General features: G+C 60.8%; 20 protein-coding genes. 17 read left to right on the forward strand and 3 right to left on the reverse strand.

Translation table 11 applies throughout. From position 1 onward, the window contains the following. Positions 1–39 precede the first annotated feature (39 nt). Positions 40–1,245 (forward strand): DUF362 domain-containing protein, encoded by a 1,206-nt coding sequence (locus ACKUUJ_RS02305; protein ID WP_409064523.1) that lies wholly within the window; start codon positions 40–42, stop codon positions 1,243–1,245. Between the two features lie 251 nt (positions 1,246–1,496). On the opposite strand, the gene ACKUUJ_RS02310 is transcribed toward ACKUUJ_RS02305, so the two are convergent. After that, positions 1,497–2,462 (reverse strand): alpha/beta hydrolase, encoded by a 966-nt coding sequence (locus ACKUUJ_RS02310; protein WP_409064524.1) that lies wholly within the window; start codon positions 2,460–2,462, stop codon positions 1,497–1,499. Positions 2,463–2,648: 186 nt separating this feature from the next. Between ACKUUJ_RS02310 and trhA the strand changes: the two genes are divergently transcribed. From trhA to ACKUUJ_RS02350, 8 genes are all read left to right on the forward strand, one after another. Continuing rightward, positions 2,649–3,332, forward strand: a complete 684-nt coding sequence (gene trhA, locus ACKUUJ_RS02315; RefSeq protein ID WP_199574320.1) for a PAQR family membrane homeostasis protein TrhA — start codon at positions 2,649–2,651, stop codon at positions 3,330–3,332. A 110-nt stretch (positions 3,333–3,442) separates the two neighbouring features. Continuing rightward, positions 3,443–4,816, forward strand: coding sequence for a hemolysin family protein (locus ACKUUJ_RS02320; protein ID WP_409064525.1), 1,374 nt, complete (start codon positions 3,443–3,445; stop codon positions 4,814–4,816). 24 nt (positions 4,817–4,840) lie between these two features. Then, a complete protein-coding gene (locus tag ACKUUJ_RS02325) occupies positions 4,841–5,686 on the forward strand; it encodes a cyanophycin synthetase family protein (protein ID WP_409064526.1) in 846 nt (281 codons plus the stop codon). Positions 5,687–5,822: 136 nt separating this feature from the next. Next, positions 5,823–6,212 carry a YtxH domain-containing protein gene (locus ACKUUJ_RS02330; RefSeq protein ID WP_118080297.1) on the forward strand — a complete coding sequence of 130 codons (390 nt, stop codon included), beginning with the start codon at positions 5,823–5,825 and terminating at the stop codon, positions 6,210–6,212. Beyond that, the gene (locus ACKUUJ_RS02335) at positions 6,212–6,967 is read left to right on the forward strand and encodes a PRC-barrel domain containing protein (protein ID WP_118080138.1); all 756 of its coding nucleotides are present in this window, start codon (positions 6,212–6,214) and stop codon (positions 6,965–6,967) included. Before ACKUUJ_RS02330 ends, ACKUUJ_RS02335 begins: the two co-directional genes overlap by 1 nt. A gap of 72 nt (positions 6,968–7,039) precedes the next feature. Then, the gene (locus tag ACKUUJ_RS02340) at positions 7,040–8,446 is read left to right on the forward strand and encodes a polysaccharide deacetylase family protein (RefSeq protein WP_409064527.1); all 1,407 of its coding nucleotides are present in this window, start codon (positions 7,040–7,042) and stop codon (positions 8,444–8,446) included. Positions 8,447–8,766: 320 nt separating this feature from the next. Next, complete coding sequence (locus ACKUUJ_RS02345; RefSeq protein WP_409064528.1) at positions 8,767–10,611, forward strand: magnesium transporter; 1,845 nt, start codon at positions 8,767–8,769, stop codon at positions 10,609–10,611. 74 nt (positions 10,612–10,685) lie between these two features. Beyond that, positions 10,686–11,882, forward strand: a complete 1,197-nt coding sequence (locus ACKUUJ_RS02350) for an Nramp family divalent metal transporter (RefSeq protein ID WP_349124867.1) — start codon at positions 10,686–10,688, stop codon at positions 11,880–11,882. Positions 11,883–12,432: 550 nt separating this feature from the next. Here ACKUUJ_RS02350 and ACKUUJ_RS02355 read toward each other — a convergent pair. Beyond that, a complete protein-coding gene (locus ACKUUJ_RS02355) occupies positions 12,433–14,523 on the reverse strand; it encodes an acyltransferase family protein (RefSeq protein ID WP_409064529.1) in 2,091 nt (696 codons plus the stop codon). A 312-nt stretch (positions 14,524–14,835) separates the two neighbouring features. Here ACKUUJ_RS02355 and ACKUUJ_RS02360 point away from each other — a divergent pair, with 312 nt between their 5' ends. From ACKUUJ_RS02360 to ACKUUJ_RS02375, 4 genes are all read left to right on the forward strand, one after another. Beyond that, a complete protein-coding gene (locus ACKUUJ_RS02360; RefSeq protein WP_409064530.1) occupies positions 14,836–15,831 on the forward strand; it encodes a ribokinase in 996 nt (331 codons plus the stop codon). Between the two features lie 4 nt (positions 15,832–15,835). Further along, on the forward strand, positions 15,836–16,810 hold the full coding sequence (locus tag ACKUUJ_RS02365) for a nucleoside hydrolase (protein ID WP_195239869.1): 975 nt from the start codon (positions 15,836–15,838) through the stop codon (positions 16,808–16,810). A gap of 103 nt (positions 16,811–16,913) precedes the next feature. Further along, positions 16,914–17,402 (forward strand): S-ribosylhomocysteine lyase, encoded by a 489-nt coding sequence (locus ACKUUJ_RS02370; RefSeq protein ID WP_118094890.1) that lies wholly within the window; start codon positions 16,914–16,916, stop codon positions 17,400–17,402. 135 nt (positions 17,403–17,537) lie between these two features. Beyond that, complete coding sequence (locus ACKUUJ_RS02375; RefSeq protein WP_409064531.1) at positions 17,538–18,182, forward strand: DUF4867 family protein; 645 nt, start codon at positions 17,538–17,540, stop codon at positions 18,180–18,182. A gap of 196 nt (positions 18,183–18,378) precedes the next feature. On the opposite strand, the gene ACKUUJ_RS02380 is transcribed toward ACKUUJ_RS02375, so the two are convergent. Continuing rightward, positions 18,379–19,485, reverse strand: coding sequence for an ATP-binding protein (locus ACKUUJ_RS02380; RefSeq protein WP_409064532.1), 1,107 nt, complete (start codon positions 19,483–19,485; stop codon positions 18,379–18,381). Positions 19,486–19,869: 384 nt separating this feature from the next. Here ACKUUJ_RS02380 and ACKUUJ_RS02385 point away from each other — a divergent pair, with 384 nt between their 5' ends. The 4 genes from ACKUUJ_RS02385 to ACKUUJ_RS02400 all read left to right on the forward strand — a co-directional run bounded on the left by ACKUUJ_RS02385 (position 19,870) and on the right by ACKUUJ_RS02400 (position 25,442). Beyond that, positions 19,870–21,300, forward strand: a complete 1,431-nt coding sequence (locus ACKUUJ_RS02385) for a 6-phospho-beta-glucosidase (protein ID WP_409064533.1) — start codon at positions 19,870–19,872, stop codon at positions 21,298–21,300. Between the two features lie 142 nt (positions 21,301–21,442). Next, a complete protein-coding gene (locus tag ACKUUJ_RS02390) occupies positions 21,443–23,326 on the forward strand; it encodes a histidine kinase N-terminal 7TM domain-containing protein (RefSeq protein WP_409064534.1) in 1,884 nt (627 codons plus the stop codon). 2 nt (positions 23,327–23,328) lie between these two features. Next, on the forward strand, positions 23,329–24,822 hold the full coding sequence (locus ACKUUJ_RS02395; RefSeq protein ID WP_409064608.1) for a sensor histidine kinase: 1,494 nt from the start codon (positions 23,329–23,331) through the stop codon (positions 24,820–24,822). Then, the gene (locus ACKUUJ_RS02400) at positions 24,819–25,442 is read left to right on the forward strand and encodes a response regulator transcription factor (protein ID WP_409064535.1); all 624 of its coding nucleotides are present in this window, start codon (positions 24,819–24,821) and stop codon (positions 25,440–25,442) included. Before ACKUUJ_RS02395 ends, ACKUUJ_RS02400 begins: the two co-directional genes overlap by 4 nt. The last annotated feature ends 159 nt before the right edge of the window (positions 25,443–25,601 follow it).

The following is a 25,601-nucleotide window of genomic DNA, read 5'->3' on the forward strand; positions in this document are numbered from 1 at the left end:
CTATGTCTGTAACGCCATATAGACCGAGGGGATAGATCTATGACCGCAACTGCACCCGCAGCGCCCGCTAAGGTGTACTTCACCAACCTGCGCACGCATGCTCGCGAGAGCCAGCTCGACAAGCTCAAGCGCCTCATCCGTCACGCCGGTATCGAGCAGATCGACTTTGAGAACAAGTTCGTCGCCATCAAGATTCACTTTGGCGAGCTGGGCAACCTGAGCTTTTTGCGCCCCAACTACGCCCGCGCCGTCGCGGATGTCGTGAAGGAGCTGGGTGGCAAGCCCTTCCTCACCGACTGCAACACGCTCTATGTCGGTAGCCGCAAAAACGCGCTCGAGCACATCGATACCGCCTACCAGAACGGCTTTACCCCGTATGCCACGGGTTGCCAGGTCATCATCGCCGACGGCCTCAAGGGCACCGACGAGGCGCTCGTTCCGGTCGAGGGCGGCGAGTACGTGCACGAGGCCAAGATCGGTCGGGCACTCATGGATGCCGATATTGTGATCAGCCTCACGCACTTTAAAGGCCATGAGCAGGCCGGCTTTGGCGGCGCCATGAAGAACCTGGGCATGGGCGGCGGCAGCCGCGCCGGCAAGATGGAGCAGCATGCCGCCGGCAAGCCGAACGTCGCGACCGAGCACTGTATTGGCTGCCGTGCCTGCGAAAAGGTCTGTGCGCACAGCGCTATCTCGTTTGACGACACCCGTGAGCGCGAGCTCGCCAACGGCAACACCCGTACGGTTCACGTTGCCGCTATCGACCATGATCGCTGCGTGGGCTGCGGTCGCTGCATCGGCGTGTGCAACCAGGACGCCATCAAGCCCGGCCATGACGCTGCGGCCGACGTGCTCAACTGCAAGATCGCCGAGTACACCAAGGCCGTCGTCGACGGCCGTCCGAGCTTCCACATTTCGCTCGCCATGGACATTAGCCCCAACTGCGATTGCCATCCCGAAAACGACACGCCTATCGTCAACGATATCGGCATGTTCGCGAGCTTCGACCCGGTCGCCATCGACCAGGCCTGCGCCGACGCCGTCATGGCGTCCGAGCCGCTGCCCAACACCGAGCTCACCGATAGCGCGGCCAAGATGGAGCACAACCACGAGCATCTGGAGGGCGATCAGGCCAAGGACCCCTTCTGCATCACGCATCCCGACACCGACTGGCGCACCTGCATCGCGCACGCCGAGAAGATCGGCCTTGGCACGAGCGAGTACGAGCTCATCGAGGTCAAATAGCGCCTGTCTATTGGACATATCAAGCGCTTTTGTAGCGCAACGTTAGCAAAAGCCGCCCGTGAGCACAGCGCTCGCGGGCGGCTTTCCGGAAGTATGCGGCAAATTTCGAGACCGCCGAGCACACGACGTTTTTTGGCAACAAAACCCCTGATAAATTGTTGGTAAAACTGTGGTCTGGTCGGCAGTTCCAGATTTTGCCGCATACTTCCGAAAATAGGGGGTCAGATAAAGCCTCAGACGTTGCTATTCGCCTAAAAATACTCGTCGAGGAAGTTGTTGACTGTGTTCCAGTAGAGCTCGGGGTCAACTTGCGCACTCTTGGCGTGGGTGGCGCCATGGATGGTGAGCTTTTGCTTGACCTTGCTGGCGCACGCGTCGTAGTTTTGGTCGAGCATGCTGTACGGCACAAAGGTGTCCTGGTCGCCGTGGATAAACAGCATGGGAACCGTCGCGTGTTTGAGTTGCTCCACACTGCTCGCCTTATGAAAGTCGTAGCCCGCGCGCACGTTGCACACCAAGTTTGCTACATCGAGCAAGGGAAAGCTGGGCAGGCCGAACACGTCCTTGAGCTGCAGAGAAAACTCGTCCCAAACACTCGTATAACCACAGTCCTCGATAATGCATTTTACGTTTGCGGGCAGAGATTCCCCCGCGACGCTCATGGCAGTTGCTGCACCCATCGACTCGCCAAAGACCAGGATGCGCGCCTCGGGGTCAGCCTGAACGATCCGCCCAATCCATGCGACGACATCGAGCCGCTCGGGCCAGCCCATGCCGATATAGTCGCCGCCGGAGCGCTCGTGGGCGCGGGCGGCAGGCGCGAGCACGTTCATGCCGCGGTCGTGGAAGCGCTTGGCGTATCGGGCCATGCCGATGGGCTCGTTGGTATATCCATGCAGGCAGACGGCATAATCGTGGGTGTTCTCCGAGGCGGCAAAATACCAAGCGGCGAACTCGGTTCCGTCATCTGCGGTGAGGCTGCTGCTCTCACGATTCTCTTTAAACCACGCCCGCGCCTCGGTTTCCTCGGCATCCGGCTGCTCGCCTTCTTTGTCGTTCTTGCTATCCTGCATCATCTTCATGGTGTACGGCGCTTGGGGATTCAGCGCGAAGTCAAACAGAAAGTTGCCGGCAAATCCGAGCAGCGCAACGACAACCACCAGTGCAACGATGCCGGCTATCTTGAGCTTTCGATGGGAACGTGTGTTTTGAGCCATGCGGTATTCTCCTATAAGATGTTAATACATCAACATTTAATGCAAGCGCATTATGGACGTTCGCCGTTGATGCGTCAACAGGCAAAGAATGGGTAAGCAAAGGGTCACGTATGGTGCAAATTTCGCACGTACCCAGACGCTTTGATATAGTGTTGAGAACTCTTTACGTTGGAGGATGTAACCGGCATGTCCGATTCGAGCGACAGTTCTAAGCCGCGGCCCAAGACCGCGGCCGTTCCACACTACACGGTGGGCGAGGAGATCATGAACTCCGTCACCCATGGTGTCGGCTGCCTGCTGGGTATCGCGGGTCTGGTGCTCCTGATCGTATTCGCCGCCCTGCGCGGCGGAGGCCCGGCCCACATGGCCGCGGCGATTGTCTATGGTGTCAGCATTATCCTCGAATATCTGGCCTCCACGCTCTACCACGCGATTCAGCCCGCGCGCGCCAAGCGCGTGTTCCGCATTATCGACCACAGCTGCATCTACCTGCTCATAGCCGGCAGCTATACGCCGTTTTGCCTCATCACGCTCGCAAACGACGGCGGTCCTGCGCTGTTCTTTGCCGTATGGGCCATCGCCATTAGCGGCATCGCCCTCGAGTGCTTTATGCGCGAGCGTCAACCGCACTGGGTAAGTGGCTTGGTCTACCTGCTGATGGGCTGGCTCGTTGTCTTTAAGCTGCCCGAACTTGTGGTGCTGCTCAACCCCGTGGCACTTGCCCTGCTCGCCGTCGGCGGCGTGTGCTACACCGCGGGCGTGCCGTTCTATATCGCCAAAAACGTACGCTATCTGCACAGCGTGTTTCACCTGTGGGTGCTCGCCGGCAGCATCTTCCAGTTCATGGCGGTGATCCTCTTCGTAATCTAGCGACCACGCCTTCGCGCCCGCGTCCTCGTTTGGGCGCTGGCACAATTGCCGTATCCGCCATCAACGTTTTACCCTAACGTCCCGAATCTTGGAGGTTCGAGAAACTCCCGATGGACATAACCATCTCCCTTATCACTACCCTCGTTTTAACCCTCATCAACGGCTACTTCTCTATGTCCGAGATGGCGCTCACCACGGCAAAGCGCGCTGTGCTGGAGCACGATGCCGAGGAAGGCGACAAACGCGCCGAGCGCGCCGTCCAGCTCGCCGCAGACTCCGATCAGCTGTTGGCCACCATCCAGGTCGCCATCACGCTCGTGGGCTTTGCCTCGTCCGCCGTCGCCTCGACGAGCCTGTCCGACCCGCTTGCCACGTGGCTCATGAGCTTTGGCATCGCGCCGCTCTCTGCCATTGCGCGCGGCCTGGCGCCGGTCATCATCACCGTCGCCGTCGCCTTCGTGTCCATCGTGATTGGTGAGCTCGTGCCCAAGCGCATCGGCCTCGCTAACGCCGAGGGCGTATCCAAGCAGGTCGTGGGACCGCTCTCGGTGTTCCAAAAGATCGCCCGCCCGCTCGTGTGGCTGACCGGTGCCTGCTCCGACGGTCTGGCCCGCATCCTGCGCATCAAGAGCGCCGATGACCGCCAGAACGTCTCGGAGGAAGAGATCAAGTACATGGTCTCGGAGCAGGACGACCTGCTCGACGAGGAAAAGCGTATGATTCACGAGATCTTCGACCTGGGCGACACCGTTGCCCGCGAGGTCATGGTGCCGCGCGTGGACACCACCATGTGCGAGGACGACGAGACGGTCGCCGACGTGCTGTCCGCCATGCGCCAGACCGGCTTTAGCCGCATCCCCGTCTATCACGAGGATCCCGACAACGTCGCCGGCATCGCGCACATCAAGGACCTGATCCAGCCTTCGCTCGACGGCAAGGGCGACCAGCCCATCGCCGACTTTTTGCGCGACGCCACCTTTGTGCCCGACACCAAGGACATCCTGCCGCTGCTGTCCGAGATGCAGACCTCGCACGACCAGATCGTAGTGGTCGTGGACGAGTACGGCGGCACGGCCGGCATCATCACCATCGAGGACATCGTCGAGGAGATCGTGGGCGAGATTGAGGACGAGTTCGATCCCGACAACAAGTACCTCACGCGCCTTTCGCGCCGAGAGTGGCTTGTCGATGGGCGTTTTTCGTGCGATGACGCGATTGAGCTTGGTTGGCCGCTCGAGGAAAGCGATGATTATGAGACCATCGCCGGCTGGATTTTGGAGCTTTGCGACTCGGTGCCCGACATCGGAGAGGTGTTTGAGGTTGCGGGGTACAAGTTTAAGGTGCAGTCGATGCGTGGCCAGCGCATCTCGCTCATTCGCGTGATCGCTCCGGCCGAAACCGATAAGAAGGATTCCGAGCCCTCGGCAGACGAGCCGACGGCGTCTGGTGCGGGCTCTGCGGACCCGCACGACGGCGACGAGTAGGGTAAGGAAGAGTAGGGGAGAGTTATGGCAGGCCTGTTCAACATCCTTAAGGTCACCGTCAGCGAGGACAAGATCTGCGCGCACGTGCTGGTGAACCCCGGCATGCCGCTCATGACCTCGGAGGACATCGAGGCCACGGCGCGCGTGTACTACCTGGTACCCGCAATTGCCAAGCACCTGTGCCTGGGCGATTCCGGTCGCGAATTCCAGGACTGCATGGGCCAGACCGAGCTTTGCCATCTGCTGGAGCACGTGACGGTCGAGCTCATGAACGAGACCGGTCTCGCTGGCAGCATTTCGTGCGGCCGCACTCGCGTGAGTGAGCACGATGAGCGTGTCTTTGAGGTCGAGCTTTCGTGTCCCGACGACGCGCTGGCCATCGGTGCGCTGTCTTCGGCGACCTTTATGATGGATTGGGCCTATCTGCATGCCGACCAGCCCGCTCCCGATGTGGACGGTACGGTCGCGGGCCTGCGCAACCTGGTGCTGGGCATGCGTGCCGAGGCCGAGGGCAAGGACCCGCACGAGGCCGTCGCCGCCGCGAACGCCGAGGGCGAGGCAGGGGATACGGCCGAGGGCGTCGAGCCTGCCGAGGCTGCCGTCGATCCTGTCGACGAGGCGCCTGCCGAGGCGGCTTCCGAGCCCGAGCCCGCGGAGCCCCAGGGCGTCCCGAGCTTTGACGACGAGCCGCAGGAGGTAATCGATACCGAGGGCGCGACCGCTGAGAGCCATGAGGCCCCCGCTGCCGTCTACGGTGGTGCGGCGACGGCTCCGGTTGCCCCCGCGCACGAGGGAACGCTGCCGCTCGTTGACGGCGCCGGCGAGGACCCGGCCGCCACGGTGGCCATGCCTGCCATGCCGCAGGAGTAGGCTCACCCGCTTATCACCATCATGTACCTGCGCCTTTACCGTACGCAGATGAGCAAGACGGCAAGCGCTGTGCTGCGGGTATAATGGACAGCATTCAAACGGTGGGCGCCGAGGTGCCCGCAGGAGAGGAATGAACATGGGTAAGACTTTCAACTTTATCTCGGGTGCGCTCTTCGGCGCCGCCGCCGGTGCTATCATCGGCGTCGCCCTGGCTCCGCGCTCGGGCGCCGAGACCCGCGCCATGGCTGCCGATATCGCCAATGACGCCTGGGATAACATGCGCGACACCTACGAGCATGGTGCCGAGGAGGCCCGCGCCGCGGTCAACGATTTTGGCCCGATGGTCGATGCCAAGACCGATGACCTGCGTGCCAAGGTTGACCTTGCCCGCGAGCGCATGGACCAGCTGCGAGAGCAGCTCAACGACGCCATCTCGGGCGGCAACGTGACGCCCGCCGCCGATGTCGTGGTCGAGAACGCCGTCGAGGCCGACGCCGAGGCCGCGGAGCCTTCGACCGAGGCATAATGCGCGCCGGGGATTTTGTCGGCGCCAAGATCTATCGCAAGCCTACCGAGGATAAGCGCACTAAAAAAGACGGCACGCCGCGCAGCCCTAAAAAGCTCGGCAAGATTCACTTTCCGGTCTTTACCCCGGGCGGCACACGCGTGGTGGGCTTTATGGTTCGCCAGTCCGATATCGCGGGTATGATCGAGCGCCCCGACCGCTTTGTGGCGCTCGATGCCATTGGCGTCTACGAGGGCGCCATCGCAGTTGACGACGTCAAGGGCACCTACGATGCCGCTGCGGCCAAGCGCCTCGACATCAACCTGGACGATTGCATTATCTGGGTTGGCATGGACGTGCGCACGGAGTCGGGCGATGTCGTGGGCTATTGCTCGGATGTGGAGTTCAAGCCGCGTTCGGGTATCGTGCAGACATTCTATGTGACCACTGGCACTGCCTCGAGTGTGCTGGTGGGCGACACGCAGATGCCGCCCACGATGCTGCGCGGCTATGCGGACGGCGCGATGATCGTTTCGGACGAGGTCAAGTCGCTCGGGTATTCGGGCGGCGCCGCCGCAAAGGCTGCCGAGGCAAGCGTCGTGGTGGGCGATAAGGTCAAGAAGGGCGCTAAGGTGCTCGATGACAAGGGTTCGGTCGCCGTGGACAAGGGCAGTCGCGCGCTGGGCAAGCAGCTCGGCAAGACGCGCGGTATGTTCAAGGCCTTTAAGGACGAATACCAAAAGGCGAGCGGGGGCTCGTCAAAAGCTAGCAAATAGCGACGTACCAAATGATGGGAGGCGAGCCGGAGACATGTTGCTCCGGCTCGCTGTGTTTATGGGGGAGGGCACATGCGCCAAAACGGATCTAACTTAAACGGACGCTCGGGCGCGCGTCCGACGGCGCGCCGCGATCTGGGGCAGTTGCCCAGCGGTCAGCGCAAGCGTCACCGTAAGCCCGGTGCGATGTATCTCAACCATAGCCGCGGCTTTAGCGACCGAAGCGCTCGCATCGGCAGCGGCCGCACGCCCCGTCGTCCGTCTCGCCTGCCCTATGCGCTCATCGCCGTGGGCTGCGCACTCGTGCTGTTTATCGCTGCCGTCGTGGGCTACGTCAACCGCAGCGTGGATGTCGTCCTCAACGGCCAGGAGACTGCGGTGCGCGTCGGATCTACGCTGCAAAATCTCATCGACGACCAGGAGCTGACCGATACCTACGACGCCGGGGACTTGCTGGCCGTTGACGACAGCGTGCTTACTCGCCATGGCGGCGAAAAGCTGTCGCTAAAAGTGGACGGCAAGCGCATAAAACAGGGCAAGTGGAAAAGCCGCGAGCTTACGGGCGGCGAGAAGGTGACGGTCAAAGACGGCCGCGACACGTATGAGAAGCATGAGGTCCAGGCGACGGTTATCGAGCCCAAGCTCAAGGTCGAGGGCACGGGTGCTATCGAGTACGTCAAGACGTGGGGCATCCAAGGTCGCTCCGAGGTGTGGGTCGGCGAGCAGTCGGGTAAGACGCAGGACCGCGGCGAGGTCGTGCCCGCCACCGATTGCGTGGTCGAGTGCGCGAGCGTGGCGCCCAAGGGCAACGAAAAGTACGTGGCGCTGACGTTTGATGAGGGCCCGAGCGGAGCGACCAAGCAGATCTTGCAGGTGCTCAAGGAAAAGGGCGTCACCGCGACGTTCTTCCTGTCGGGCGATGCGGCCGAGGCCTCGCCCGCCACGGCCAAGGCGATTGTCGATGCCGGCTGCGAGGTCGGCTCCAACAGTTACAGCGACGAATCGCTCAAGGGCAAGGATCGCGATGCGGTGCGCGAACAGGTTTCGAAGGGCACCGAGGCGATCAAGTCCGCGACCGGAACGTCGACGATGCTTTTGCGTGCTCCCTACGCAGCCTTTGACGAGCAAAACTGGATTGATGCGATGGACCTGGTGTCTGCCGTGGTCTCGTGGAATATCGATTCGGGCGACTGGCTGCTCAACGGTGCCGACGAGCAGGTCTCGACGGTGCTCGATTCGGTGACGCCGGGCAACATTGTGTTGCTGACCGATAACGATGAATGCGCCGAGCAGACGCTCGAGGCGCTGCCGCAGATTATCGACGGGCTTATTGCCGACGGCTACAAAATCGTGACATTGAGCGATCTGGTCAAGACGGATACATCGCTGAGCAAAAAGCTCACCTCGCTGACGAAGGCCGCCATGCCCAAAAACGCCGTGTTTCCCCAGCTCGCCGAAGATGACGACACCACAGACTAGTCATGTAAGAACGTCCCCAATGACTATGTCACGGATGCGTCAGCGTTTGGTATGCCTGCGATGTTTGGAGCATAAATTTGGCGCCACGGCGCGATGCTGATGCTATAGTTACTGCGGATAACAAGGGTCAAGAGAAAGGTTGCAGGTGAAATCCAAACCTCGACCATACAGTCGATGACCCCATGCAGGTGCTTCTTGCGCATGTACGGGGTGTGAGCGCCGAGCGGCGTGCCGCCCGCGCATGCGTATACATATCTAAAAGTCCACGGACGGCGTGCCGGCATGGCCGCAGTTCGAAGGGATAATGATGGGGAGCACCAGTGAATTATCTGAGTGAGATGCTCAAATTGCCGGTCTTGGACGTCGATGGCGAAAAGCTCGGCGTTGTGAACGATTTTGGCATTGCTACCGGCGAAGTTTTTCCGCACGTAACGTCGCTCGCGTTCCGCGGACCCGGCAAGACGCCGTTTATGATCAGCTGGCGCAAATGGGTCGACCGTATCGACGAGACGGGCGTACACCTTAAGTCGCCGGCCACCGAAATCCGTTTTTCGTACCTGCAGCCGACCGAACTTTTGCTCGCGCGCGACGTGCTCAACAAGCAGATTGTCGACACGCAGGGCATGAAGGTCGTGCGCGTCAACGACATCAAGTTTTCCATGTCGGGCGAAAATCAGCTGCGTCTGCTGGGTGCCGAAGTTGGCGCCCGTGGTCTGCTGCGCGCGATCAGCCCCGCCCTCGAGCATGTCGTCGAGAGCTTTATGAAGCACCTGGGCAAACCGCTCGGCGAGGACATCATCGCCTGGTCCTACATGGACCTGCTCGACCGTTCGACTAAAAACATCCAGCTTTCGGTGTCGCACAAGACGCTTGGCGAGCTGCACCCTGCTGACATCGCCGACATTATCGAGCAGCTCGACCCGCGCCTGCGTGCGCAGGTGTTCGCGCAGCTCGACACCGCCCAGGCCGCCGAGGCCATCTCGGAGTTCGACGACGACGAGCTTATGACCGAGATGCTCGAGGGCCTGTCCGATACGGACGCATCGTCGATGCTGGCCATGATGGACCCGGACGACGCCGCCGACCTGATCGATGAGCTCGATTACGAGAAGGCCGAGAAGCTGTTGCGCCTGATGGGCGTTCAGGAGGAGAAGGCGATTCGTAACCTGCTGGGCTATGAGGACAACACTGCCGGTCGCATCATGACCTCGGAGTTTGTCTCCCTGCCCGCCACGGCGACGGTCGGTGACGCCATCGAGGCGATCCGCAAGCTCGATGAGGACTTCGAGAGCGTCTACTATGTCTATACCGAGGACCCGAGCGGCATGCTCACCGGCGTCCTTTCGCTGCGCACGCTCATCGTGGCCGACCGCGATGCCACGCTGGGCCAGCTGGCCTATCGCGACCTGGTGTATGTGTCGCCCGACGATGACCAGGAAGACGTAACGGACGAGATGACCAAGTACGACCTGGTCGCCATCCCCGTTTGCGACGAGAACCGTCACATCTTGGGTATCGTGACCTTTGACGACGCCATGGACGTTATCGCCGAGGAGCACCAGGAGGACCTGCAGATCGCAGGCGTCGGTTCGGGCGATAGCGCGTCCGACGACTCGACGAATGTGCTCAGCTGGTTTGTGCATCGCCAGTACTGGGTTGTCGTGTGGGGTATTGCCTCGTGCATCATGGCAACAGTGCTGGGGACGGCGCTGGGCTCTGCGCATCTGGTGGTGTTCCCCATGTGCGCCATGCCGCTCGTGCTGCTGGCTGCCTCGCGTATGGTGTCGTTCGTCAAGAACTACTTCCTGGAGTACGACGGCCATGACGATGAGCCCAAGCCGTATCTGGGGTTCTTCTTCCAGAGCACGGGCATGGGCCTGATCCTGTCGCTCGTGACCTACCTGTGCGCCCAGCTGGTGCGCACCGCCGCATTCCCCGACGCGCCCATGTTTGAAGAGCAGCTCTTTACCGGCTGCTTTAACATTGCGGCCATCGTTTGTCTGATTGGCAACATGTGCGCCGTGATTTACCTGATGGTGCTGTTCTGGCGTGACGAGCACGACCTCAATACGTCGGGTACCGCCATGAACGTCATTGCCGTCATGATCTCATGCGTGGCGTACTGCATCGCCGCAGTGCTGCTCACCATGTCGGTCATGGGGTAGGTGGTCGCGTGCAAAACACGAAGCAAAAGGCGAGCGCCAAGCAAAAGCTGACCATCGCGGCCATCTTTGGCGCCATGGGCCCTGGCCTTCTGGCGGCGCTTTCGGGCAATGACGCCGGCGGCATCGCCACGTATTCCAGCGCCGGTGCCAGCTATGGCTACAAGATGCTGTGGATGCTTCCTGTCATGACCGTGCTGCTCATCGTGACGCAGGAGACTGCGGCGCGTTGTGGCTGCGTCACGGGCAAGGGCCTGGCTTCGCTCATCCGCGAGCGCTTTGGCGTGCGCAGGAGCGTGCTGGCCATGGCGGCGCTGCTGATCGCCAACACGGCCGTTACCATCTCAGAGTTTGCGGGTATCGCGAGCGGTCTTGCCCTCTTTGGCGTGCCGGCGAGCATCTCGGTGCCGCTCGTGGCGCTGCTGGTTTGGATGCTTACCATGTCGGGCAGCTTCCAGCGCATTGAGAAGATTCTGCTGCTGGTGAGCTGCGTGTTTGTGACCTACATCGTCGCTGCATTTATGGCTGGTCCCAGCTGGGGCGAGGTGGCGGTCGACCTGGTTGTGCCCAACATCCAAAACGACCCCAGTTACGTGTCGCTTGTGGTCGCAACGATCGGCACCACCATCGCGCCGTGGATGATCTTCTTGGCGCAGAACAACGTGGTCGATAAGAATGCGGGTGAGGACGATATCGTGCTGCAGCGCATTGATACCGTGAGCGGCTCGATCGCCGCCGATGTCATTGCCGGCTTTATTATCATAACGACCGGTACGGTGTTGTTCCCTGCGGGCATTCAGATCAGCGATGCTGCCGACGCCGCCCGCGCGTTGGAGCCCATCGCGGGCCAGTGGTCCACGGTGCTGTTTGCCTCGGGCCTGGTCGCGGCGAGCTTCTTGGCCGCCTGCGTGCTTCCGGGCGTTACGTCCAGCGCTATCTGCGAGGCATTTGGCTGGGAGCGCGGTGCCGATCGCAGCTGGGACGAGGCCCCGGTCTATCGCGGCATTATTACGGCTATCATTGGCATCTCTGCCGTGCTGGTGCTCATGCCCGGCGTCGACCTGTTCCAGATTATGATGACCTCGCAGGTCATCAACGGCGTGCTTTTGCCTGTGGTCCTGGTGTTCCAGGTGCTTATTGCCGCCGATCGACACATTATGGGCGCCAACCGCAACGGCCGCGTGTGGAATGTGCTCACGTGGGCGACTATCGGTGTGATTACAGTGCTGACGGTCGTCATGTTTGTTCTGCAGGCGATGGGTTACAGCGCATAGCACCTCTATTAGATTCTAAACAGGCCGCCGCCATGGGCTGCGGCCTGTTTTTTGCCTGTAGTAGGGGGTTGGTTATATACGTGTGGGCAGAAAATGCCAAATATGAGTACTGCTGCTACTCATGTGACAATTAAGACGAAGAAATTAATGAACATAAACAAGGTATCTGTTTATTAATTTTAATCCTGTCAAGTTCCAAACCCGCTATTGCTGCCGGTCCAAAGGGGCGTGGTGGCCGAGAGGGAGCCATTTTGGGCATTTTGCCTGCTACTAAAATGGTATCAGTACTCATATTTGGCATTTTTTGCCCATAGACCTTTGGGGCCGGCTCGAAAAGAGCAATCTGGGGGTGTTTGCTGCGGGCGCGGGGCTTCCAAACAGCGCTCGGGGTGGCGGGGAACTCAGAATTCGACCGCGGGGAGGGCATTCATCAGCTGTGTCAGGAGTGTCCCTAAGTGCCGGCACATAAGGACCGTCCTTAACTGCCGGAGGGGGACGTCGGTTGTGGCCGACGCCCCCCCCTCCGTGTGCAAGCAGATTTGGCTGCGCGTTACTTGTCGGTGCCTAGCTTGTGCGGTTTGTAGGCGAGGGCGCTGACGAGTGCATCGGCAGCGGATTTGACAGCCGCCGGCTGCGGATCGTTAACGTGATCCTCGGGATGCACGGGCAGGTCCTTCTTGACGGCATCGTGGATGAGCTTAAGGTACTCGGTCACACCCGCGTTCGAGAGGTGCGTGCCATCGCCATCGAACAGATCATTGCGGTTGGCACTATATCCGTACCAGTCGATAACGCGTACATTCTTGTAGCGCGTGGCGGCGTTGGCGATGGCCTGGTTCGTGGACCCGACCCACGGCTGCGGGCTACGCGTGTTTACAAATACGACAATACGCTGCTCGCCGGCGTCGGCCATGATCGCGTCGACCTGGGCGTCCGTTACCAAACCGTTGGTGCCCAGGGCAAAGACCACGATCTTGCCGGCAAGGTTCTGCTGGATATAGCCCTCAAATGTCGCGCGGCCCGCATCAAACTGGCGGCCCTTTTCGGCATCGATATGACTGTGCGGGAACACACCGTCAAAGGAATCAACGGCGCGCAGCGACACGGAGTCACCGATCATCAGCAGGTCGTAGGAGCCATCGGGGAAGCCGTCGTTGTCCTTGTCGGTGTCGTCGGCCGCCTGCTGGTCGGTGGGCGCGGTGTTTTTGGCTTCCTTGTTCAGAACTTCTGCGCCCTCGCCGCTCAGTGCAGACGTTTCGGGCACAAAGATCAGGCCGCCCAGTGCAACGACCAACACGACAGTGCAGGCTGCGCAGACAGGGACGTGCGCGCGTGCCCAGTTGGCGGGCGTGGTGGTGCCATCGCGGAATTCGGCGACAGTGCGGCCGAAGGCGCCCTTCCTAAACGGCGTTTCGATAAAGCGATAGGAGCACTCGGCTACGGCGACCACCACAAGTACCTGTAAGATGTACTGCCACCAGGGCGTATCGCTGATGTTGGCGACCGGGTTCATAAGCAGCAGCAGCGGATAGTGCCACAGATAGATACTGTACGAGCGCTTGCCAACCCACACGAGCGGCTCGGCGGACAGCGCGCGGGCAACCATTCCCTGGGGCTGCACGCAGGCCGCGATGACCATGAGCGTGAGGATGGAGCATAACAGCGTGCCGCCGCGATACTGAAACGCGGTGTAGCCGTTGGTGAGCGCGACCATGGCGGCAAGGCCAACCAGACCCACGACGCCCAACACATCGATGGATGCGGGCGAGGACCAAAAGCGCACGAGGGCGCTCGGCTGTGCCGGGGTGGTATCGGCTGATTCGTCGGCGTTCTTGCCAGGCTTGTCCTCGGCGTTCTTGCCATGCTTGGCGGCGCCAGCCAGGCGATTGAGTCCCAAACGATGAGCGAGACGCACCGGCGCCAGGTCGCGATCGGGGATAAAGGCCATCCAGGCACCCAGCAGCAGCGAGAACACGCGGGTGTCGGTGCCGTAGTACACGCGGCTGGGGTCGGCGGCAGGGTTGTAAAGCACCATCATTGCGAGGGCGGATGCCGCGGCAAGGCCCAGAACCACGCGGCGCGTGTTGGGCTTGCTCACATGCATGGATACCATGGCAAACAGCAGTGGCGGCCAAATCAGGTAGAACTGTTCCTCGATGGCAAGCGACCAAAAGTGCGTGAGCGGCGAGGGGTCGCCCAGAGCATTGAAGTACGAGACGTTTTGGGCAATCTGCCACCAGTTGTTGAAGAACAACAGCGACGGCAGGATGTCGGGGCGCATCTTGGTGAGCATCACGTGGTTAAAGATGGTGCACAGCGCGCAGGTCACGAACACTACCGTTACCACGGCGGGGACCAGGCGACGGATGCGGCGAATCCAGAAGCTCTTGAGGTCGATGCGGCCGGTCTTAGCGACTTCGTTGAGCAGCAAGCGCGTGATCAGATAGCCCGAAAGCACAAAGAAGATCGTGACGCCGAGCAGGCCGCCCTGAGCCCACGTGAGGTTGAGGTGATAGAGCACCACTGCGACGACGGCAAGCGTGCGCAGGCCGTCGAGGGCGGGGATATAGCGAGATTTGGGGCGCGTGGGCGCCTGTTCTTTTGCGGCGCTGTTGGTGCGGTCACCCTTGTTGGCGGGCACGCGATGAGAGTCTGCGGCGCGGCGCGGCTCGGTGGCTTGTCGGTTAGCGCGCGAACGTTCGTGTGGCGCTCGTTGATCGCTCGCGTGGCGTGAGCTGCGCGAGCTCGATCGCGGGAATTGTTCCATACAGCATCATCCAATGACGAGAATAATCAGCACATATTCATTGTAGCTGCCTGCTCCTGTGAATGCTTGCTGCTGGCGCAACCTCAAGGGCGCGTTCACATCAAAGTGAACTAAAGTTATAGAGGCGCGAGAGCGCACGATTGACGGCCAACGGCGGGTGCAGAGCCCGCGGACGAGGAGGTTTCCATGGCAGATCGCGGCATCGTTGCGGTGTTCGGCAGCATGAACATGGACCTTTCGGTGGCGTGCGAGCGCATGCCGCGTGCGGGCGAGACCGTTGGCGGCAGCGGGTTTATCACCAACGCCGGCGGCAAAGGCGCCAACCAGACCGTAGCTGCTGCGCGCATGGGCGCGCACGCGCATATGATCGGCGCGGTCGGCTGCGACGCATTTGGCACGTCGCTCGTGGCGGGGCTCCAAGACGCCGGCGTGGACTGTGTCTTTGTAGCGCGTCGCGATGACGTGGAGACGGGAACGGCGACCATCATTCGCTGCGAGGGCGACAACCGCATCGTGCTGTCACCGGGCGCCAACCATGCGCTCGCGGGCGAGGACGTTGCTCACGCGCTGAGACGTCTGGTGGCCGATGAGCTCGACGGCGACGCCAGCGAGATTGCCCCAGCTGCCGGAAGCGTCTTTATCGCCCAGGGCGAATGTGACCTTGTGGCGACTGCCGAGGCGCTTGTTTGCGCTCACGAGCTGGGGTTCTATACGGTCTTTAATCCAGCGCCTGCCTGCGAGTTGCCTGCGGAGGCCTGGCCTGCGGTCGACCTGGTCTGTCCCAACGAGACTGAATGCCAGGTGCTGACGGGCATCTTGCCCGCGGATGATGCGAGCTGCGTCGCGGCGCTCAATGCCTTGCTCGCCAAGGGTGCCGGCGCCGCGGTCATCACGCTGGGCGGCGCCGGCTCGGTTACGCTCGGTGATGACGGCGAGCTGCTGCGCATGCCGGCACTTTCGAACACGGTAGTCGATACCACGGCCGCCGGCGATACGTTTATCGGTGCGCTTGCTGCAGCTCGTCTGGAGGGCCTGCCGCTCTTTGAGTGCATGGCGGTGGGCGCACGCGCCGCGGCGGTGACGGTGTCGCGCCTGGGCGCACAGCAGTCGATTCCCACGCGTGCCGAAGTTGAGCGCGTGTTTGATTTAGACGATTTAGTACAAGACGGAGAAGCGGAGTAGAACAATGGCAATTAAGAAGCTGATCCTTGATCTGGATATGGGTGTGGACGATGCGATGGCGCTTGCCTATGCCATCGCGAGCCCCGAGGTGGAGCTCGTCGGCATTACCACGTGCTTTGGCAACGTGCGCGTCGACCAGTCGGCGCATAACTGCTTGGCGGTGCTCGACCTGTTGGGTCGTCCCGAGGTGCCGGTGTACCTGGGTGCCGACCGTCCTCTGCAGGCGACTGAGCCCTATACGCCGCCGGCGTCCACCGCGCTCATTCACGGCAAGAACGGCATCGGCGGCGCGAGCGTGCCGGCGTCGCCCTACGAGCCGGTGGGGGCGACGTCTGCCGACGGTAACGCTGCGGTCGATTATCTGATCGATGCCGCGCGCACCTATGGTCCCGATCTGGTCTACGTAGCGACCGGCCCGCTCTCCAACCTGGCGCTTGCCCTGGAGCGCGATGCGGCAGCGGTGATGTCTATCGGCCGCGTGGTGGTTATGGGCGGCGCCCTGACCGTGCCCGGCAACGTGAGCGCGGGCGCCGAGGCCAACATGGCAAGTGATCCCGAGGCGGCCGACGCCGTGCTGCGTTCGGGCCGCAAGCTCACTATGGTGGGTTTGGATGTGACGCATCGCGTGGTGCTCACGCGTCGCGACATTGCCGGCTGGACGGGCTCGGGCACCATGGCCGGTTGCGCGTTTGCGAGCATGGTGGAGCACTATATTGGCTCGTACGAGATGAACGCCCCCTACCTTGGTGGCTGCGCGCTGCACGATCCGCTTGCCGTCGCCGTGGCGATTGACCCCACGCTCGTGGGCGCGCTCGGCTGTAACCTGCGCGTCGACCTGCTCGGCGAGTATCGCGGCCGCACCATCTGCGATGAGCGCCGTGTGGCCGACCCCGACAAGAGCGCACTCGTGGCGCTGACTGTTGACGCTCCGCGCTTCCTGTCCGAGTTCAAGACGCGCATGGCCCGTGTCCTTGGCTAAGTTGTCTTTTTGGATGGGGCTTTTTTTGACTGGTATGATTGGTGCGACTATTCGAACCAGCTAAAAGAGCCCCGTCCCAATTTGACTATCGAGAGGATCTGCCATGGAGCGCATCGCGAGCTTTTCCGTTGATCATCTACTGCTTGAGCCCGGCGTTTATGTGAGCCGCATCGACCGCGATCCGGCGACCGGTGCTGCCGTCACCACGTTTGACCTGCGCCTGACCACGCCCAACAAGGAGCCGGTCATGAACACGGCCGAGTGCCACACCATCGAGCACCTGGGCGCGACGTTCCTTCGCAACCATGCCGAGTGGTCGAGCCGCATTGTCTACTTTGGCCCCATGGGCTGCCGCACGGGCTTTTACCTCGTCGTTTTTGGCGAGCTGACGAGCGAGGAGATCTTGCCGCTTGTGCGCGAGCTGTTTGAGTTTGTCGCCGACTTCGAGGGCGATGTCCCCGGTGCCGCTCCCGAGGAGTGCGGCAACTACCTGGACCAGAACCTTCCCATGGCTAACTGGCTCGCGCGCCGCTACCTCGACCGCGATCTGGCCGATATCGACGAGAAGCACCTGCACTATCAGCAGGCGTAAGGCCCCTCGCAGGAATAGTGTTTGTACTAGAAGCGCTCCCGCTCTTGCGGGGGTGCTTTTTCATACCGAGTGCTCAAAACAGGACGAGTTTGTTCTAGAATGTTCATACTGTCACACAAACGAACAGGAGCGAACATGCATATCTACTCTGTCTCTGATCCCGAGTTCAAGTCCTATGGCAACGTTTGGGATAACGTTCCGTCCGAGCTTACGTCGCCCGTGCTCGAGGCGCTTTCCGCTACGCCCATCCCCGAGGGCAGCAAGTACGTAGCAAGCGCGCCGGAGCTCGAGGGCGTCAAGGATGCCGATAAGCTGGGCTTTCTCATGTTTGGCGGTCGTCCCTTCCAGCTCGGCTGGTGCAACGGCCACAACACGCAGCTCAACTGCTTGGAGTACCACCGCGCGAGCGAGTTCAACCTGGGTGCACGCGACTTTATCCTGCTCGTGGCACATCGCTGGGAGATCGAGGACGGCAAGCTCGATACCGCGTGCGTCAAGGCGTTCCGCGTGCCGGCGGGCAAGGTCGTCGAGGTTTTCAACACCACGCTCCACTACACGCCGTGCATGGTCGACGACGGTGGCTTCCAGGTGATGGTGGCGCTGCCCGCTGGCACCAATGGTCCGCGCCCCGAGGCCGCGGCCGACATGCCCGCGGCCGGTGACAGCTACTGCTACTGGAAGGCAGACAAGTGGGTTCTCTGCCACGCCGACAGCCCCAAGGCTGCCGAGGGCGGCTACGTAGGCCTCATCGGCAAGAACCTCGACATCGCCTGCGACTAGAATCTTCCGTCTCAATCTGTAACATCTAGCGGGCTAAATCGTCTCTACCTGTTACAGATTTAGACAAACTGTAGGGGACAGACCGAACAATCTCAATCTGTAACACCAAGCCCGGTTTTGGCGGCCCAACTGTTACAGATCGAGACAAACCGCCCCCAACCACCACAAAGGTGCCTGTCCCCTTTGTGGTGGCTGCCTAGAGTTGGCTGCGCAGATAGTCAGCCATATATGGTACGGCGAAACGCACGTAACCGCGGCGCGCCTGTTCGATTACGCCGGCGTCGATGAGGCGCCGGCGATACTTTTGTGCGTAGTCCGGTGTGACTGACATGCGCTTCGCAACATCAGAAATGCGAGACACGGCGGCTTCGTCATCAGTCATTGCGTCGAGAAACGCGACGTCTTGGTCCGATAGCGCGGCGAGTGTCGTTTCGCACACATCGTTTTCGAAATCGACCTTTGACGCTTCGATTGCTCCGTCGACTTGCTCTGGCGTTACGTGTTCTCCTGCCTGGCAACGATTGGCGATGTTGTAGCCGATGAGCTGCAGCATGTAGGGCGAGCCCTGAGTTGCGCGAGCGGCGTCCAGCCGAAGATCGCCTGGAATATCAAGGTCGAGCTCTTCGAAAGCTCGCTGATAGTAGGCATCCACATCTCCAACTGAAAGCGGTTCGAGCGTGACCTTGCGTGCGCGGTTGAGAAATGTCAGTACGCGGTCGTTGAGTGTCGCGGAGACTGCTCCCGGGAGGCCCGCCATGACGAGCGCGACGTTGAGCCCCTCGCCGACCAGCTCTTGATAGGCGGTGACGAGCTGTCTGATCTCGGGTGAATTGGCCTGGAGCTCATCGATGAGGATGAGGATGCCGTGTCCCTGCTCGGTCAGCTTGCGCGCCAGCTGCGTGAGCTTGAACTGGAAGCTTTTGGTTTCCTGCACATCGCGCGTGAACTCAAGGCCGGCTGAGAAGCCGAAGACGCTCAGGCTGCCGCCCGCAAGTTTGGGGAGACGATGCTTGTTGGCGTAGGGCTCGCCCGCTTCCTGGATCTTCTCAACAATGCGCTCGAGCATATCCTCGGAGGCTACGGTGGGCGTGGCGACAACAAAGCCGAGCTTGCGTGCGCGATCGGCAAGTTCCCACAGCAGAACCGTTTTGCCGCTGCCTCGCTGGCCGAGCATGAGCATGGCTCGGTCTCGATTGCCCGGCTCCTGCTCAAGGCCGGAGATGAATGTCGAAATCACGCTCCCGCGCCCCACCAGATAGGACGGGCGATTTCCAAATGAGGGGGAGAAGATGGTTTCAGTCATGAGTCTCCTTTCCTTTTTTTCCTATTTTTTCCTTTTTTTCCTATTCAGTCAAATATCCCGCCGGCGAAGGCGGCTACGTAGGCCTCATCGGCAAGAACCTCGATATCGCCTGCGACTAGAATCTTCTGTCTCGATCTGTAACATCTAGCGGGCTAAATCGTCTCTACCTGTTACAGATCGAGACAAACCGCCCCAAACCACCACAAAGGTGCCTGTCCCCTTTGTGGTGGTTTGGGCAGGCGGGTATCAAAAAGTGTCAGCTGTGGGCGGCTGCCGAGCGCCCGTGTGCGAAAAGAAGTATCGGCCTGCGTCGTTGTCGTTGGGTGGCACCCCGTTTGCGGGGATCCTGAAATCAGGACAAGCAGCGTATGAAAGGATTGATGCATGGCTTTCCGTAATGACTTCCTGTGGGGCGGCGCAACGGCTGCCAACCAGTGCGAGGGCGCCTACGACGTGGACGGCCGCGGCCTGGCCAACGTGGACGTGGCTCCGCACGGCCCCGAGCGCTATGCGGTGGTCTCCGGCCAGCGCAAGATGCTCGACTTCGAGGACGGCTATTACTATCCCGCGCAGACCGGCATCGATTTCTATCACCACTACAAGGAGGACATTGCTCTCTTTGCCGAGATGGGCTTTAAGACCTTCCGTATGAGCCTGGCTTGGACCCGCATCTTCCCCAACGGTGACGAGACCGAGCCCAACGAGGCTGGCCTGGCCTTCTATGAGGACGTATTCCGCGAGTGCCAGGCGCACGGCATCGAGCCGCTCGTGACCATTACACACTTCGATTGCCCGATTCACCTCATCAAGGAGTACGGCGGCTGGCGCAACCGCAAGCTCATCGACTTCTACAAGAACCTCGCGACCACGATCTTTACCCGCTACAAGGGTCTGGTGAAGTACTGGCTCACCTTTAACGAGATCAATATGATCCTGCACCTGCCGTTTATGGGTGCCGGTCTGGTCTTTGAGGAGGGCGAGAACAAGGAGGCCGTCGAGTACCTGGCCGCCCACAACGAGCTCGTCGCCAGCGCTTGGGCAACCAAGATTGCCCACGAGATCGATCCTGAGGTCAAGATCGGCTGTATGCTCGCCGCAGGTAGCTACTACCCCTACAGCTGCCGTCCGGGCGACGTGCGCCAAGCGCAGATTGACAACCAGAGCAACTATTTCTTCGTCGACGTCCAGAGCCGCGGCTACTACCCGGCCTATGCCGTCAAGAAGCTCGAGCGTCTGGGCATCGATGTGGGCATGACGGACGAGGACCGCGAGATCCTGGCCGCCAACACCGTCGACTTCATCAGCTTTAGCTACTACAGCACCCGCTGCTCTGCCGGTGCCGATAACCCCGATGTCGAGCGCACCCAGGGCAACGCCTTCGCCGGCGCCAAGAATCCCTATCTGCAGGAGAGCCAGTGGGGCTGGGCCATCGATCCGCTGGGCTTCCGCATCACCCTTAACGACCTGTACGACCGTTATCAGAAGCCGCTGTTTGTGGTCGAGAACGGTCTGGGCGCCAAGGATGTTGTCGAGGAGGATGGCTCCATCAACGACGACTACCGTATCGACTACCTGCGCCAGCATATTGCCGCGATGCGTGATGCTGTGACCGAGGACGGCGTTGACCTGCTGGGGTACACCACCTGGGGCCCGATTGACCTGGTGAGCGCCGGCACGGGCGAGATGTCCAAGCGCTACGGCTTTATCTACGTGGACCGCGACGACGCAGGCAACGGCACCCTCAAGCGCTCCAAAAAGAAGAGCTTCGACTGGTACAAGCACGTCATTGAGACGAATGGTGAGGACCTGTCCTAAGGAAGCTGAGACACTCAACTTCAGAGTCTCCTAATCAAGGCGCCCGGCGAGCAGTTAATGCTCACCGGGCGCCTTGCCGTCTGCGGATTTTGGGACATGCGGCCCGCTTTTTCGGCCCATCTGTCGGTACACTAAAGGGACTATGGATACCCGCGAGCGACATATCGGCCACGCGGCCGCCCGATCCGCACCCGTGGCGGATCCCAGGGGCGGCAGGCTCTTCGCCATGCCGCGATTCCTTGTTGGCATAACACATCAGGTGTACCGTCATCGCGTCTTTGCTATCGCCGGCGCCATCACCGCGCTGTTCCTCATGCTTTTGGCGGTCTTGCCGGCGCTGTTCGCCTTCGACCCCAAACTTTCTAACGCCGTGCCCGCCTATAGCAAGGTGTCCGAAGAGGTCGTGGATGCGCTCGCCCATTCGAGCTCTCTCCCGCTGCTTGTCGCCGCAATTGTATTTTCGATCTGGGGCGTATCGGTCTATCTGCGCTGTTTGGACTATGTGTTGCGTCGCCGCCTTGTTGCCGTCGCCACCATCTGCGCCCTGTGGATGATCGAAGTCATTCTCAAGTACAAGTCGTTCACGCCGTTCTATGCCACCGTGCTGTGGTATCTGTACTACGTGCCCATGACGCTCATTCCGCTGCTCTACCAGCTCTGCGGCCTGCGCCTTGCGGGCCTGGAACAACACCGCCTGGGTCGCCGCTACTGCGCTGCGCTGTGGATTGCGGCCATCCTGCTTATCGGATTTGTGCTCACCAACGATTTTCATCAGCAGGTCTTCCGCTTTGATCGCACAAGCGACACCTGGAGCAACGATTACACGTACGGCTGGGGTTATTTCGCCGTCCTCGTGTGGACGGCCTTTGACTTCGTGGCCTTTTTTATCCTGGTTGGTCGGTCCTCTTCCTTTCGCATCCAGCGTTTCTCGGGCACGGCGGCGCTCGTACTACTGGGCGGCGCATTCTTTGCCGTCTCGTATGCTCTGCGCGTGCCCTGGGCATGGAGGCTCAACTTTTCGCTCGTCTATTGCGTCCTGTGCGTGGTGGCGATGGAAATCTGTCTCGATTGCGGTGTCATTCCGTCGTATCACGACATCGCCGGCATCTTCGACACCTTACCGCTTGACCTCAAAGTTCTAACGCGCGACCTGCAGGAAGTCTATGCCACGCCGGTGTCAAAGCCAATGCCGGTAGGCGTGTGCGAGGAGTTGCGGACCCAGGAGCACGGCCGCGCCCATGCCTTTGCCGTGGCGTCCGATCCCGATGTGATGTACCGTGCCTTTCCACTGCTGGGCGGATCGGCCCTGCTTGCCCAAGACGTGTCGGAGCTCAATGAGCTTAACCGTGAACTGGCACATCGTCGTATGGAGCTGCAGCGTCAAAACGAGCTGCTCGCCGCCGACTACGACCTTAAGACGCATTTGGCAGATCAAGAGGCCGAGACCTTGCTGGTCCAAGACGTGGACCAAGCGCTTGCCCGCGCGCTCGAAGGGATGTACGACCTGCTGAGCTCGCTGCCGCCGTTGACCGACGAAGCGTCTTCGCACGAGCGTTATCGCATGCTGCAGCGCGCCAAGATGCTCGTCGCCTATTGCAAGCGCAAGGGGTCGCTCACGTTGGCACAGCACGGGGAGAGCGGTTTTGATCGCGACCGCATTCAGCTCATTGCCAATGAACTCGCAAGCGACCTGCGCACCATCGATATCGATTGCGCCTCGATTATCGCCATACGGCGCCCGTTGCACGCCAGTACGGTAAGCGCCCTGTACGACTGCGTGTATGACTTTGCGTTTTTTGCCTACACCACCGACCATCCGGCGCTTATGTATCACTTGGGCGACCATGACCGATGCAGTGTCGAGCTGCGCGCCACGCTTTTTTCCAACGATGATGAAGATCTTTCGCAGACGCCCGCTGCGCAAGAGCTCGAAAGCGCTCTGCAAGGGCGCAACGTGGCATACCGCTTTGAGGGCGAGCCCGGCCAGCTGCGCATGATCGTCTTGATGCCGAGGGCGGGTGAGTGACGATGCAGATTTCGCTCATTCTTCCCCAAATTGTTGCGCTCGATGTTGTCTTTGCCCTGGCTGCGTGTCTGCAGACGATCCACGTCCCGCTCATCGCATCGCGCCGCTCGTCCTATAACCGTAAGGTGATTTGCGCCTACGAGGCGAGCCTTGTGCTTCACCTGATGATTTCGGCGCTCATCTTATTCGCGTCGTCTGGCTCGTATCTGGTGGCACCGCTTGACGTTTGCGCCAGGGCAATGGGCGGAGCGTTGTGGCTCAATGCCGCGATTTTTGCCTATGGCGTGCTGCTTATGGTGCACTGTCGTCGCCCCGTCATGCTGGTCGAGCTGCTGCTTGTTGTCGCCGTTACACCGCCGGTGGTTTTTGCCATGGGCTCGGCGTGGACCGTTGTCCCTATCGCAGAGGGAGCGTTCTTCCTGTTCCGTTCCATCGCGGCGCTCTTGATGGACGTCCGTAACCGCCAGGAGGATATCACCGCATTCTCGACGATTGAAACCATCAACGTGATTCCCGTGGGCATCCTGTATCTAGACCCGAGGGGCCGTCCGCTGCTCATGAACCGCTGCATGCGTAAAAACCTGGTGGAGCTTCATATGCCAACCGATCTACGCGACATGAGCGGCACATGGAACGACCTGCGCAAACTTAGCATGCAAATGCCCGAAAGCAGTAGGAACCGTGTGCGGATTAATCTGGACCGTTTTGGTGAGGCGCGTGCGGTAGTCGAGGTCTCTCCCGCCGAGATTCGCCTGTTTGTGTGCGATCGTGTTATGGTTTCGGGCCGTTCGTTCGAGCGCATTATCGGTCTTGATGTGACAGAGTACGCGCATGCTCATGACCGCTTGGCGCAAGCCAACCACCTGCTTGAGCTTGCGGGCCAAGAGCTCCAGGCCCAGATCGAAGAAGTTAAAAAGGTTGCCGACAATGCGGCTTACCTACGTATGCGCGCCCGCGTGCACGATGTGATCGGGCAGCGCCTGTCCATTCTTCATCGCTATTTGGAGGAGGGGCGCCTGGATGACGAGTCACTCGAGCAGATTGACCCGTTGCTGCGCTCAATCGCCGCCGATTTGCGTAGTGACGGTGCCAGCGAGCCTGCAGAGCAGCTGGGCGATATCATCCATGCTTTTGGCCTGGTGAGTGTGCAGATCGATGTTGAGGGTGCGCTGCCTGAGGACGTGCGTGTCGCCGCCGCATTTTTGCAGATTATCCGTGAGGCCTCGACCAATGCCACCAAGCATGCGCAGGCGCATCGGGTCCACGTGCGTCTGTGGCAGGAGGGGGCGGATGCTGACGGCATCGCGCACATGACGATTTCTAACGACGGGTCCCCGGCCCCCGTATCGTATCGCGAGGGAACGGGTATCCCTGGTATGAGGCATGTCGCACAGAATCTGGGCGGCAGCCTTGAGGTCCATGCCGCCCCACCCTTTACGCTTACGGTATCCATTCCGCTCGCCTCCAGCGCCACGGTCCAAAGGAGAAGCTCATGATCCGCGTGTTAATTGTCGAAGACCAGGCCATCCTGCGCGAGAGCCTGGCGCGCTCCGTTGGCGACCAGCCCGATATGACCGTTGTTTCCGCCATCGCCGATGCCTCCGAGGCCTTGGGTGTCGCGCTCAGGGAGCGCCCGGACATGATACTGATGGACGTATGCACCGAACATGATTCCAACGGCATCGTGGCGGCGGCGCGCATCAAGGAGCAGCTGCCCGAGTGTCGCATCATTATCATGACCGGCATGCCCGAGATCACCTTTGTCGATCAGGCCCGCGAGGCGGGCGTCGATAGCTTTGTGTACAAGAACGTCGGTATCGACGAGCTGTTCGCCGTGATGCGCTCCACGCTGGCGGGCTATTGCACGTTTCCCAAGCCGCCCGAGAGCATTTTTTCGGGCACGGCGGCACTCGACGATGTTGAGCTGTCGATTTTGCGCCTTGCCTGCGAGGGCAAAAGCCGTCGCGAGATCGCGGCCGAGCTGTTTATGAGCGAGGGCACCATCAAGCGTCGCATCTCGGAGATCCTAAGCAAGACCGGCTACGACAACATCATGCGCCTGGCCGTGCATGCGGTGACCGAAGGCAGCATCGTCCCCAATATGGAGCGCCCGTAGTCGGTGCGTTGCCCGTGCTCCAACGCCAAAGATAGGTCGCCCGCCGTTTTGCATCAGAAAACGGCGGGCGACCTGCTTGTGCGAACGGTGCTGTCGGCGCAAGACGGCGGGGCCGCAGGATTATCTCCTGCGGCCCCGCCTGACATGTGCGCGGATGTG

Origin of the sequence: Collinsella sp. wc0583 (genome assembly GCF_046116915.1) — a bacterium.
Lineage (GTDB): Bacteria > Actinomycetota > Coriobacteriia > Coriobacteriales > Coriobacteriaceae > Collinsella.